Annotated in this window: 12 protein-coding genes; all 12 read left to right on the forward strand. The window is 35.1% G+C overall.

Translation table 11 applies throughout. The annotated features are described in order from the left end of the window. The first annotated feature begins 6 nt into the window (after positions 1–6). Positions 7–1,836 carry a polysaccharide biosynthesis protein gene (locus tag JMM81_RS09990; protein ID WP_256241427.1) on the forward strand — a complete coding sequence of 610 codons (1,830 nt, stop codon included), beginning with the start codon at positions 7–9 and terminating at the stop codon, positions 1,834–1,836. 18 nt (positions 1,837–1,854) lie between these two features. Continuing rightward, a complete protein-coding gene (galU, locus tag JMM81_RS09995) occupies positions 1,855–2,733 on the forward strand; it encodes a UTP--glucose-1-phosphate uridylyltransferase GalU (RefSeq protein ID WP_256241428.1) in 879 nt (292 codons plus the stop codon). Between the two features lie 18 nt (positions 2,734–2,751). Beyond that, entirely contained in the window at positions 2,752–3,903 is a 1,152-nt protein-coding gene (locus tag JMM81_RS10000; protein WP_256241429.1) for a glycosyltransferase family 4 protein, read from the forward strand. Next, complete coding sequence (locus tag JMM81_RS10005; protein ID WP_256241430.1) at positions 3,888–5,018, forward strand: glycosyltransferase family 1 protein; 1,131 nt, start codon at positions 3,888–3,890, stop codon at positions 5,016–5,018. Before JMM81_RS10000 ends, JMM81_RS10005 begins: the two co-directional genes overlap by 16 nt. Positions 5,019–5,043: 25 nt before the next feature. Continuing rightward, positions 5,044–6,174 (forward strand): glycosyltransferase family 1 protein, encoded by a 1,131-nt coding sequence (locus JMM81_RS10010; RefSeq protein WP_256241431.1) that lies wholly within the window; start codon positions 5,044–5,046, stop codon positions 6,172–6,174. After that, the gene (locus JMM81_RS10015; protein WP_256241432.1) at positions 6,137–7,039 is read left to right on the forward strand and encodes a glycosyltransferase family 2 protein; all 903 of its coding nucleotides are present in this window, start codon (positions 6,137–6,139) and stop codon (positions 7,037–7,039) included. Before JMM81_RS10010 ends, JMM81_RS10015 begins: the two co-directional genes overlap by 38 nt. A 44-nt stretch (positions 7,040–7,083) precedes the next feature. Then, entirely contained in the window at positions 7,084–8,154 is a 1,071-nt protein-coding gene (locus JMM81_RS10020) for an EpsG family protein (RefSeq protein ID WP_256241433.1), read from the forward strand. A 91-nt stretch (positions 8,155–8,245) separates the two neighbouring features. After that, positions 8,246–9,358, forward strand: coding sequence for a glycosyltransferase (locus JMM81_RS10025; RefSeq protein ID WP_256241434.1), 1,113 nt, complete (start codon positions 8,246–8,248; stop codon positions 9,356–9,358). Between the two features lie 45 nt (positions 9,359–9,403). Further along, complete coding sequence (gene galE, locus JMM81_RS10030) at positions 9,404–10,474, forward strand: UDP-glucose 4-epimerase GalE (protein ID WP_256241435.1); 1,071 nt, start codon at positions 9,404–9,406, stop codon at positions 10,472–10,474. Between the two features lie 39 nt (positions 10,475–10,513). Next, positions 10,514–11,110: a sugar transferase gene (locus JMM81_RS10035; protein ID WP_256241436.1), complete on the forward strand. Its 597-nt coding sequence runs from the start codon at positions 10,514–10,516 to the stop codon at positions 11,108–11,110. Positions 11,111–11,123: 13 nt separating this feature from the next. Beyond that, a complete protein-coding gene (locus tag JMM81_RS10040; RefSeq protein ID WP_256241437.1) occupies positions 11,124–11,756 on the forward strand; it encodes an acetyltransferase in 633 nt (210 codons plus the stop codon). A gap of 48 nt (positions 11,757–11,804) precedes the next feature. Next, positions 11,805–12,956 (forward strand): DegT/DnrJ/EryC1/StrS family aminotransferase, encoded by a 1,152-nt coding sequence (locus tag JMM81_RS10045; RefSeq protein ID WP_256241462.1) that lies wholly within the window; start codon positions 11,805–11,807, stop codon positions 12,954–12,956. The last annotated feature ends 19 nt before the right edge of the window (positions 12,957–12,975 follow it).

Raw genomic sequence — 12,975 nt, forward strand, 5'->3', positions numbered from 1 at the left:
GAGAGGATGACGTATCCACAGAGATTGTCCTTATTCATTTTTATTGATTCATGTATTATTTTAACCTGCATATTTTTTAGTGGATTTTTAGTCAATGCAACCATAAATGTCATGACTATTCCTATTATAGCTAGTTCTTTAGCACTCATATTAAGTCATCATCTTTTTTCGCTTCGATACAAGCTGTATAAAAAAGCTTGGGAATATGCAAGTATTGGCGAATTATTAATCATTCTGAAAGTGGTCACCTTTTCTATTCTAGTTGCAGCACTTGTCCAACAAATTTTAGTTGGAGAAATTTTCTTCAGACTACTTGCCGTAACCTGGTCATTGCATCTGTTATTAATTGGAGGATCGCGTTTTTGCTGGAGGCTTTTTCGAGATTCTTTTATCATCAAGCCCTCTAATCAGAAACTGACATTGATCGTTGGTGCCGGTTCAGCAGGAACGATGATCGCAAGGCAGCTGTTAAAAAATCAGGAAGTAGATATCATCCCTGTTGGGTTTATTGATGATAATCCTCGAAAGCTCGATCTTGATATACTAGGTATTCCTGTTATTGGACAGGTTCGTGACATCGAGAAAGTAGTAAAAGAATTACGAATTGAAAACATCATTATTGCCATCCCTTCATTAGAGAAAAAAGAATTAAATCAAATCTTTCAGGAGTGTGCAAAAACAACAGCGAAAACACAAATTCTTCCGATGCTGGAGGATATTGTAACAGGTAAATTATCCGTCAATCATTTCCGGGATGTCCAGGTCGAGGATTTGCTTGGTCGAGAGCAGGTAAAGCTTGATATCGAAGGAATATCAGACTATGTCACAGATAAAGTGGTGTTAGTGACGGGTGCCGGTGGATCAATTGGATCAGAGATTTGCCGCCAAATCTCGAACTTTCATCCAAGAAAATTAATTCTTCTTGGACACGGTGAAAATAGCATCTATACGATTGAGATGGAGCTAAAAGAAAAATATAGAGAGTCGAAGATTGAGTTTATTACCGAGATTGCCGACCTGCAGGATGCAGAGAAAATGGCGATGGTAATGAGTATATATCAACCAAATGTTGTGTATCATGCAGCTGCGCATAAGCATGTTCCATTAATGGAGCGAAATCCAGAAGAAGCAGTCAAAAACAATATTATTGGAACGATGAATGTCGCAAAAGCGGCGAGCTGGAGCGAAGTTGGAACCTTTGTGATGATCTCCACAGACAAGGCTGTAAACCCGACAAGTGTCATGGGAGCGACAAAAAGGCTCGCTGAGATGATTATTCAAAACATGGATCGCACAAGCAAAACGAAATTTGTCGCTGTTCGGTTTGGCAATGTTCTTGGAAGCAGAGGTAGCGTGATTCCACTTTTTAAAAAGCAAATTGAAAAAGGTGGACCTGTAACGGTAACACATCCTGATATGGTTCGTTATTTTATGACGATTCCGGAAGCATCAAGATTGGTCATCCAAGCAGGCTCGCTTGCTAGAGGTGGGGAAATTTTTGTCTTAGATATGGGCGAGCCCGTAAAAATTGTCGACTTGGCAAAAAATCTAATCAAACTATCAGGTAATTCAATTGAAGAAATAGGAATTGAATTTTCAGGTATACGACCGGGAGAAAAGTTGTTTGAGGAATTGCTAAAACCAGATGAAATAAATGACAAGCAAGTGTATCCCAAAATTTATATTGGAAAGACATCCGAATTGTATATAGAAGAAATTAATGAAATTATTTCTACTTATATGCTCTTAGATAAAGATGCTTTAAGGGAGAAATTATTAAATCTAGCCAATCATCGGGTCGTTTCACAATCAGAACCGGTGGTGCCCACTACATGATTAGGAAGTGTTTAACAAATGAAAGTTAGAAAAGCAATTATACCAGCTGCAGGACTAGGGACAAGATTTCTGCCAGCTACAAAAGCGATGCCAAAGGAAATGCTGCCAATTGTTGACAAGCCAACCATCCAATACATTGTCGAAGAAGCAATTGAATCCGGGATTGAAGACATCATTATCGTAACAGGAAAAGGCAAGCGTTCGATTGAAGATCACTTTGATCATTCATTTGAGCTAGAACAAAATCTGTTTGAAAAAGGAAAATTTAAATTGCTCGATGAAGTGCAAAAATCTTCCAAGCTTGTTGATATTCATTATATTCGGCAGAAGGAACCAAAAGGCTTAGGTCATGCCATTTGGTGTGCACGAAAGTTTATCGGAAACGAACCTTTTGCTGTTCTGTTAGGTGATGATATCGTCCAAGCAGAAAAGCCATGTTTAAAGCAGATGATGGAGCAATATGAGCGATACAATGCCTCTATTCTTGGAGCGCAAATAGTATCTGATGATGAAGTTTCCAGATATGGAATAATTGGTGGAAAACAAATTGGAGAACGTTTTTACAGTGTAAACAGTCTAGTGGAAAAGCCTCGACAGGAGGAAGCTCCATCTAATTTGGCGATTATGGGCCGTTATATCTTAAATCCAATGATTTTTGACATTTTAAGCACACAACAGCCGGGAACAGGCGGGGAAATTCAGTTGACTGATGCCATTGCCGCTTTAAATGAACATGAAGCGGTCTATGCCTATGATTTTGAGGGTGTTCGCTATGATGTCGGAGAAAAATTTGGCTTTATTCAAACGACGATTGACTTCGCATTACAAAGAGAAGATTTACGGGATAAACTATTAAACTACTTATCCCATGTCGTAGACAAAGAATATATTAAATAAGTGAATGGATGAACCTATATGCAAAAACGAGTCTTGTTTTGTGCAACAGTTGATTACCATTTTAGCAGCTTTCATTTGCCCTATATGAAGTGGTTCAAGGATCAAGGGTGGGAGGTTCATGTTGCCGCAGCCGGCAGTATGGACCTCCCTTTTACGGATCAAAAGTTTGATATTCCGATTGCAAGATCACCGTTTAATAGCAGGAATATAAAAGCCTACGCTGAGTTGAAAAATATTATTGATCATAATCATTATAAAATCATTCATTGTCATACGCCAATGGGCGGGGTGCTTGCACGCCTTGCTGCAAGAAGGGCTAGAAAGAACGGTACAAAGGTGATTTATACAGCACACGGTTTTCATTTCTGCAAAGGTGCACCATTAGCAAATTGGCTTCTCTATTATCCAATTGAAAAAAATCTTGCGAAGTATACGGACTGTTTGATTACGATCAATACAGAGGATTATCAGTTGGCTAAAAAACGGTTTAAAGTAGAAACAATAGAACATGTTCATGGTGTTGGTGTGAATACAGACACTTTTAAGCCAATAGGGGAGGAACAAAAACAACAGCTAAGACAAATGTATGGCTATCAAAAGGATGACTTTATCCTATTTTATGCAGCTGAATTTAATAGGAATAAAAATCAACAATTATTGCTAGAAGCACTAGCGATTGTAAAAGAAGAAGTTCCAAATGCTAGACTTCTGCTGGCAGGGAAAGGTCCTCTACAGATAGAGTGCGAGAAACTTGCCGAGCGTCTTGGGATTAAAGAGATGGTACATTTCCTTGGCTATCGGAATGATATCGAAACCCTATTGAAAATATCTGATGCGGCTGTTGCCTCAAGTCTTCGTGAAGGGCTGCCGGTTAATATGATGGAGGCTATGGCCTGTGGCTTGCCTGTTATTGCTACGGATAATAGAGGTCATCGAGAGCTTATTACAAATAATAAAAATGGCTGGATTATTGATCCGCAAAAAGTAGAAGAGTTTGCTAAGAAAATGAAGTTGTTAACAATGGATACAGAACTCAAAAGTATATTAGGAAATAACGGTCGGAAAATAATGTTATCAACCTATAGTACAGCGAAAATTTTAGATGAGAAGAGTCATATCTACAAAGCTTATATGCGAGAAACGGAGGGTGAAAGGTGGGCAGTCCATTAAGGATTTTACATGTAGTTGTCAATATGAACCGAGGTGGGGCAGAGACATTACTAATGAATTTATATCGTAACATTGACCACGCAAAAATTCAATTTGACTTTTTAACATGTAAGCCAGGTGCGTTTGATGATGAAATTAAAAATTTGGGAGGTAATATATTTCGCATTCCCTATATTTCAGAGGTTGGCCATTTTTCATATGTGAAAGCACTAAATAAGTTTTTTGAAGAGAATAATGAGTATCAAATTGTACATTCACATATGGATAAAATGAGTGGACTTGTTCTAAAGGCAACTAAAAAAGCAAATATTCCATATCGTATATCGCATAGTCATAATACGAGTAGTGAAGGAGGGGTTTCAGCAAGATTTTATAAATGGATGATTGGCAATTTAATTAAACAAAATGCTACTCATTTACTTGCATGCTCTAATGAGGCTTCTAAATGGTTATTTAAAGCAAACTCAGACAAAGCATTTATATTAAAGAATGGAATTGAATTGGATAAGTTTAAGGGTTCTTTAGAATTTAAATTTAAAAAAAGAGAAGAACTTCACTTGAGGAAAGATAGTTTTATTATTGGGCATGTTGGTAGATTCAATCATCAAAAAAACCATTCTTTTTTAGTTGAGATTTTTTCTGAAGTTGTAAAACTAAATTCTAATGCATTTCTTGTATTAGTAGGTGATGGTCCTCTTAAAGGTGACATTCAAAGAAAAGTTAATGAATTAGGGTTGTTTAATAAAGTTAGATTTTTAGGGGTTAGGGATGATGTGCATCAAATCCTTCAAGCTTTTGATGTTATGTTGTTCCCTTCAATTCATGAAGGTTTGCCAGTGACTCTAGTTGAAGCACAAGGAGCAGGTTTACCTTGTGTTATTTCCAATGTGATCACAAACGAAGTTGATATTGGAGCAAGTTTAATACACTATGAAGATTTAAGAAATTCACTGCAAGGTTGGGCAAAGACGATCCTTCAAACCTCAAATAAAAGAATAGATACGTCTAAATACATAAACGAAAGTGGATTTGATATAAAAGCATCTTGCAAGTGGCTTGAAGAATACTATTGGAATTTAGTATTCGACAGCGGCGAAGCAAAAATTAGTGTTTAGATTTTAAAAAGAAGGAGGTAAGTAAATGTCAACTATATCATGTTGTATTCGACTTGGTGAAGTTCCTCTTCATCTCTACCATATTACAGCAGGATTCCTTATGCTCCAAAGACAAAAGGTGATAAGTTTAAAAATTGAAAGATTAAAAAAAAATGATAAAAATAGAGTACCGTACAACATGATGGAAGTAATTGTGAATGAGAAAATAAGAGTTTTATATGATCTTAACGATGGTTACAACAATCTATTAACTGATGATCAGAATTATGTTGAATTTATGGATGATCTGTTAAAAGACTTTGATTTTTGCTTTAAAAGAAGTTTTAGCAGTTTATATAATAAAGAATTACAACATAAAAATAAAATATTTCCATTAGGTTTAAACTATATGGTTACGGTTAACCAAAATATTTCACATATACCAACGAGTAATGATCCCAATAAGGAGAAGTTAAAAAAGCTTTACCGTATGTTGCCATTTAGTGAATATTATAATGGTCTCTATCATGTAGAGTCATTTGAAGATGTTCCTGTTAGAGACAAGGATCCTAACATCCTCTTTATGGCGAGGTTATGGGATACAAAAGGTGATAAAGAGTTACAGATTTCGGAATCAAAGAGTGAAGAGCGTGCATATATAAATGAAGTACGCGCGAAGTGTATTCGGTTATGTAGAAAAGAGTTCGGTAATCAGTTTTTCGGTGGTGTTTCTCCATCACCTTTTTCAAATAAATATTACCCAGATATTGTTATACAGGACAGCACGATTATGAAAAGAAATAACTATTTAAGAAAAGTGAAGAAATCATCTATTTGTATAGCAACTATGGGATTACATGAGTCAATTGGGTGGAAGTTTGGCGAATATGTTGCTGCAAGTAAAGCGATTGTAACAGAAGAACTTCATTATGAAGTACCTGGAAGTTTTGAAAATGGAAAAAACTATTTAACATTTAAAACTGCGGAAGATTGTGTAGAGCAGATATATCAATTACTTGATGATGATTATCGATATGAGATGAAAGTAAATAATTATAAATATTATCATCAATACGTGAGACCTGACCGACTAGTACTAAATAGTTTACTTACCATAATAGAAAATGGAGGGGTAAAGGATGAGACCAACTCTAACCGTCTTTACGCCTACGTTTAATCGTGCTTATACTCTTCATAAATGCTATGAGAGTCTTAAACGGCAGACTTGTAACGATTTTGAATGGCTCATTATTGATGATGGCTCAAGTGACAATACAAAGGAATTAGTTAAAGATTGGATTCTAGAAAACAAAGTACAAATTCGCTATATTTATCAAGAAAATCAAGGAATGCATGGTGCTCATAATACAGCCTACGAAAATATAGATACAGAGCTTAATGTATGTATTGATTCAGATGATTATATGCCAGATGGTGCTGTAGAAAAAATTATTCGATTTTGGAATAAGTATGGTAGTGATAAGTTTGCAGGGATTGTAGGGTTAGATGCTACAGAAGATGGAAAAATAATTGGAACAACTTTACCTGATCATTTAACCTCTTCTACTTTATCAGATTTACATGGTAAATATAAGGTGAAAGGTGACAAGAAATTAGTATATAGAACAGGCTTAACAAAAAAAGTTCCATCGTATCCGTTATATCCTGGAGAAAAGTATTGTCCACTCAGTTATAAGTATATTTTGATTGATCAGGAATGTCCGCTACTTTTAATGAATGAAATTTTATGTCATGTAGAGTATTTAGAAGATGGATCAAGCTTAAATATTATTAAACAATACAAAAAAAATCCTAGAGGCTTTTCCTTTTTTAGAAAAACAGCGATGAAATATGCGCCTACTTATAAGGAGAAATTTAGAGAATCGATTCATTATGTTTCTAGTAATCTCATGATAAAGAATAAGAGATATTTATTAGAATCTCCAAGTAAATGGACGACTTTATTAGCAACTCCATTTGGATTTGCTTTATATTTGTATATTCAAAATACTGGTAAATCAACGATTTTGAAAGTCGACTAATATTAATGGAATAAGAGTGATTTTAGAAGAAAGGATTTCTAAATATGGCAGTCCTTTGGATGAACCTTTTTATGGTTTTCCTGTCATCTTTTATGGCTAGGTACTTCTCTAAGCCATTAGCTGATAGTATTACTTATGTTAAACCAAATAAGTTATTAATATTGATATCCATGTTTTCACTAGTAATGGTATCTGGTCTTCGAAATAATATTGGTGACACTTACTTTTACATGCATAGCTATTTTCTGATGGAAGATTCAAACTTGCAAAATATAAAACTTGAAGGTGAATTTGGTTTTAATATCTTGCAGTCCATTTTGCGTAGTATTTCAGATGATCCACAATTGCTTGTATTCACAACAGCATTGATTACAAATGTTCTTATTGTTATTACATTGTACAAATATTCTCGAATGATTGAGTTAAGCTTGTATGTTTATATTGCATCAGGTTTATATACTGTATCGATGAATGGGATTCGTCAAAGTTTGGCAGCCGCAATGATTTTTTTAGCAACAAAATATATTATAGATGGAAACTTCAAGAAGTTCCTATTTGTTGTTTTATTAGCTTCCACTATTCACCAGTCGGCCTTAATATTTATTCCGGTTTATTTCATTGTTAGAAGAAAGGCATGGACAAGAGATACATATATTCTTCTCGGGTTGGGAGTATTAGTTGTTGCTGCCTTTAACGAGTTTTCTCAAATATTATTCTCTGCTCTTGAGGATACTAAATATGGTGAATATAGTGAAGTTAATGAAGGTGGTTCTAGTTTATTAAGGGTCGCTGTAAATGCAACTCCTCTAGTGATCGCCTTTTTCGGGAAAGAGAAACTACGAGAGTTATGGCCACAAAGTGACTATATTGTAAATTTAGTGACACTAGGTGTCGTTTTTTTAATTATTGCAACCAAAAACTGGATATTTGCTAGGTTTAATATTTATTTTGGTCTTTATAGTCTAATTCTTGTATCTTGGCTAGTGGTTTTAATGGCAAAACAGGATAGGAAATTTGTATATTATAGTATTTTAATTTGTTATTTGATTTTTTATATATATGAACAAGTAATAGCACTTGAAATAGTCTATAGAAGTGATTATTTAATATGGTAGATTCAGTAATTATTGTTTTTTATTACTTTAAGATTTTTCTTTCCTTAGTAAACTGCTACTATAGAAAATTGATTTACAGGAGAATATTAATATGGGTGATAAGGTAAAAGTTATGCAGATTACATCTGGAATATCCACTGAGGGAATTGGAACTTTTGTGTTAAATACTTTTGAGAATATAAATAAAGAAAAAATCGATGTGAGTTTTGCCTTAGCGACAGATTGGACGCAGCACCATGAACAAAGAATTATAAATCAAGGCGGGAAAATCTATCGAACAGCTGAAATAGGCGGTGGGACACTAGGGATCATCAAGCACTTTGTTAATTTGATAAAAATACTTAAAAAGGAGGGTCCATTTGATGTAGTACATAGTCATATGGACTTTTTTAATGGAATAAATGTTTTAGCTGCTTTTATTGCTGGTGTTCCAGTTAGAATATCTCATGCACATTTATCAGTAAATGAAAAGTATATCTCATTGCCTAAAAAGCTTTACATTATAATAATGAAGTTATTAATAAGTATATTTGCTAATTATAAGGTAGGTTGCTCAGAAAAGGCAAATGAGTATATGAATGATCTAAAATGGAAGAAAAGCAAAAGTAAGGTTCTATTTAATGGAATAGATTTAAAGAGATTTTCTCCTAATAAAAATAGTGTAAATAGTGGTTTGAATATTAATAAAGAGAAATTAAATTTTATCACCATAGGGCGTATAGATAACCCCAAAAACCCTTTGTTTATTGTAAAAATAATTAAAGAATTGAAAGAGATAAGAGATGATATACATCTTTACTGGGTTGGCACTGGTTCTTTAGAAAATGAAGTAAAACAATTAGTTAGTAAATATAAGTTAGAAAATAATATATCTTTCTTAGGGATAAGGGACGATGTAGCCGAAATTCTTAAATTAATGGATTTTATGTTATTTCCGTCTAAATGGGAGGGATTAGGGATTGTATTAGTAGAGGCTCAGGCATCTGGTATTCCATGTTTTATTTCCAATACTATACCGAAAGAAGCAGACTTGGGATTATGCACAATTTTATCTTTGAATGAATATGAAAAGAAATGGGCCAGTAAGATAGATCATTATATAAATACTAATAGTTATAAAAATATAATTAATGAAGAAAAACTAAAAAAGTTTGATGTAAGTAGCACGGTAAAGGAAATAGAGGATATTTACATAAGAGTTTAGCAGTAGTACTAAGTTTTTAGATTTACGTACAGGAGGGAAGAATCAATGAAAGTTTTAGTAACAGGAGGAGCGGGATATATCGGTAGTCATACCTGTGTTGAATTGTTAAACAAAGGATATGAAATTATTGTTATTGATAATTTTTTGAATAGTAAACCTGAAGCATTAAAAAGAGTTCAAGAAATCACAGGTAAAAGATTCAGAACGTATAGTATTGATTTAATGGATCGGGAAAAATTGGGAAAGGTTTTTTTGGAAAATAATATTGAAGCAGTGATTCACTTTGCTGGGCTTAAAGCTGTTGGGGAATCAGTCAATCTCCCACTTTGGTATTACCGAAATAATCTTTTTAGTACAGTCATTCTTTGTGAAGTGATGAAAAAGTTCAATGTAAAAACATTCGTCTTTAGCTCATCTGCTACTGTTTATGGCGAGCCGGAGCAGGTTCCTATTTCAGAGGATGCATCTCTTATGGCAATGAATCCATATGGACGAACGAAGTTGATGATTGAAGAAATATTAGGTGATTTGTATGAATCAGATCCAAGCTGGAGCATTGCATTATTACGTTACTTCAATCCGATTGGGGCACATGCTAGTGGACTTATTGGGGAAGACCCACAAGGGATACCGAATAATTTAATGCCATATATTACGCAAGTGGCAGTAGGGAAGTTAAAGGAGCTTAGTGTTTTTGGAAATACCTATCCAACTGAAGATGGTACAGGGGTTAGAGATTATATTCATGTAGTAGATCTTGCCAAAGGACATCTAAAAGCACTTGAAAAAGTTTTAAACAATCATGGGATTGAAGCTTACAATTTAGGAACAGGAAAAGGCTATAGCGTTTTAGAAATGATTTCAGCTTTTGAAAAGGCCTCTGGCAGGTCAGTTCCATATCGAATTGTTGAGCCAAGACCAGGTGATATTCCAGTTTGTTATGCGGATCCAATGAAGGCGAAACAAGAGCTAGGCTGGGTAGCAGAAAAAGGGATTAATGAAATGTGTGAAGATGCATGGCTATGGCAGTCGAACAATCCAAATGGATATGAAAGTAAAGGTATAATCAATCATAATGAAGAACCTCGCATAGTTAATAGCGAGGTTTTTTTATGAGGTAAAGAAATTTACAGTACTTATCAGGAGTTGCCTTAAATGAAAAGATGCTTTGATCTGTTTAGTTCCATCACATTGTTTATCTTAGCTATTCCGATCCTTTTGATTGTTGCAATACTTGTAAAAATAAAATTAGGATCACCCGTTATTTTTAAACAAAAGCGGCCTGGGTTACATGAAAAGCCTTTTTATCTTTATAAATTCCGGACGATGACCGATCAAAGAGATCAACAAGGTAACCCACTTCCAGACCATGTGAGACTTACTTCTTTTGGTAAATTCTTAAGAAAATATAGTTTGGATGAATTGCCACAGCTGATTAATGTCATAAAAGGGGATCTTAGTTTAGTAGGACCAAGGCCATTATTGATGGAATATCTTCCATTATATACAGAAGAACAAGCTAAGCGAAATCAAGTAAGACCAGGAATAACTGGATGGGCACAAATTAATGGAAGAAACGCGATCACATGGGAAGAAAAATTCAAACTGGATGTTTGGTATGTAGAAAACTATTCATTATTACTTGATATCAAGATTTTGTTCTTAACCTTTATGAAGGTGGCCAAATCAGAAGGGATTAGCCAAGCTAATCATGTGACGATGGAAAGCTTTAAAGGGAATAAGCGAATGTAAAAGGGGGGCATCGATGAGACTAGCGATTATTGGTCAAGGTGGTCATAGTAAGGTTATTCAAGACATCATACTAGCAATAAGGGACATTGAAATTATTGGTTATTTTGATGATAAATATAATCACAGTTATGTCCATCAAGGAATTCATTATGGTCCTATTCTTTCATCGAAGAGTTTGCTAGATTATTTTGAGGAAATCAAGTTCATAATTGCAATTGGAAATAACAGAGTACGAAAAATGACTGTCGAAAGATTGAATCTTTTAGATCATGATTATGCTGTATTGATTCATCCATCAGCTATTATAAGTTCAAGTGCCAAGGTTGGTTATGGTTCAGTCATCATGGCAAATGCAGTAGTCAATGCGGATGCTGATATAGGTAAATATACGATTATTAATACAGGATCCATTGTTGAACATGATACGAGAGTAGGTGATTATGCTCATATATCACCGAAAGCGACATTAACAGGCAATGTTATGGTCGAAGAGGGGACGCATATTGGGGCAGGAGCTACACTTATCCCACAAGTATCGGTTGGAAAATGGTCCACGATTGGGGCAGGAGCAACAGTAACTAGAAATATACCGAGCGATTGTACAGCTGTTGGGACTCCCGCTAAGGTAAAAATAAGTAATCATTAGGAGGTGGAGTATTTGCCGCATAAAAGAATCTTTTTGTCTTCCCCACATATGAGTGGAAACGAACAAAAATATATTCGAGAGGCATTTGAGACGAATTGGATTGCCCCGCTCGGACCAAATGTGGATGCGTTTGAAAAAGAAATAGCTGATTATGTAGGAGCCAATGATGCTGTAGCCGTAAGTTCAGGTACTGCAGCGATTCATTTGGCTCTTTCTTTATTAGGTGTAGGTAAGGGAGATAAAGTATTTTGTTCGACCTTAACCTTTATTGCAAGTGCAAATCCTATTCTATATCAAGGAGCTGAACCGGTCTTTATTGATTCAGAGCCTGATACGTGGAATATGTCTCCACAAGCACTTGAAAAAGCATTACAGGATGCTTCAACTGAAGGGAAGCTGCCGAAAGCTATTATTATTGTAAACCTTTATGGTCAAAGTGCAAAAATAGATGAGCTGTTATCACTTTGTGATTATTATAACGTTCCTATTATTGAAGATGCAGCCGAATCATTGGGTGCTCGTTATAAAGGAAAGGCCAGCGGAACATTTGGAGGGTTTGGTGTGTACTCCTTTAATGGCAATAAAATTATTACCACTTCTGGCGGTGGGATGCTTATTTCAAACGATGTAGAAGCTTTAAAGAAAGCTCGTTTTTTAGCGACACAGGCTCGTGATCCTGCTCCACATTATCAGCATAGTGTAACAGGATTTAATTATCGGTTAAGCAATATTTTAGCAGGGATTGGAAGAGCCCAATTAGAGGTATTAGACGAAAGAGTAAAGGCCAGAAGAGAGATTTTTCAACGTTATTACGATCATCTTTCATCCATCCCAGGTATACAGTTTATGCCTGAGTTAGAGGAAACGTACTCAAATCGTTGGTTGACCGCCTTGTTAGTAGCTGAAGAAAAGCTTGGCGTTTCAAAAGACAGTCTTTTAAGAGCTTTAGCTGAAAAAAATATTGAGGCGCGGCCTGTATGGAAGCCACTTCATATGCAGCCTCTTTTTAACGGGGTAACGTATTACCCACATGATGAGAATCAAAGTGTATCCGAAGTATTATTTCAACGTGGAATCTGCCTCCCATCCGGATCTAATATGAACGAAGATGATCAAATGAAAGTCATTAATTGTATCAAAAATTGTTTAAAATCAAATGAGTTCAATAGTAAAACAAAAATGATGGATGAAGTTATCTAAATAGAGGTTGGATGAAGGA

The sequence above is a fragment of the Bacillus sp. V3B genome (assembly GCF_024494465.1).
Taxonomy (GTDB): domain Bacteria; phylum Bacillota; class Bacilli; order Bacillales; family Cytobacillaceae; genus Bacillus_BD.

Excerpts from the sequence above, each read along its gene's own strand:
- JMM81_RS09990 (WP_256241427.1), top strand. The coding sequence starts at position 7 with ATGACGTATCCACAGAGATTGTCCTTATTCATTTTTATTGATTCATGT.
- galU (WP_256241428.1), top strand. The coding sequence starts at position 1,855 with ATGAAAGTTAGAAAAGCAATTATACCAGCTGCAGGACTAGGGACAAGA.
- JMM81_RS10000 (WP_256241429.1), top strand. The coding sequence starts at position 2,752 with ATGCAAAAACGAGTCTTGTTTTGTGCAACAGTTGATTACCATTTTAGC.
- JMM81_RS10010 (WP_256241431.1), top strand. The coding sequence starts at position 5,044 with ATGTCAACTATATCATGTTGTATTCGACTTGGTGAAGTTCCTCTTCAT.
- JMM81_RS10015 (WP_256241432.1), top strand. The coding sequence starts at position 6,137 with ATGAGACCAACTCTAACCGTCTTTACGCCTACGTTTAATCGTGCTTAT.
- JMM81_RS10020 (WP_256241433.1), top strand. The coding sequence starts at position 7,084 with ATGGCAGTCCTTTGGATGAACCTTTTTATGGTTTTCCTGTCATCTTTT.
- JMM81_RS10025 (WP_256241434.1), top strand. The coding sequence starts at position 8,246 with ATGGGTGATAAGGTAAAAGTTATGCAGATTACATCTGGAATATCCACT.
- galE (WP_256241435.1), top strand. The coding sequence starts at position 9,404 with ATGAAAGTTTTAGTAACAGGAGGAGCGGGATATATCGGTAGTCATACC.
- JMM81_RS10035 (WP_256241436.1), top strand. The coding sequence starts at position 10,514 with ATGAAAAGATGCTTTGATCTGTTTAGTTCCATCACATTGTTTATCTTA.
- JMM81_RS10040 (WP_256241437.1), top strand. The coding sequence starts at position 11,124 with ATGAGACTAGCGATTATTGGTCAAGGTGGTCATAGTAAGGTTATTCAA.
- JMM81_RS10045 (WP_256241462.1), top strand. The coding sequence starts at position 11,805 with ATGAGTGGAAACGAACAAAAATATATTCGAGAGGCATTTGAGACGAAT.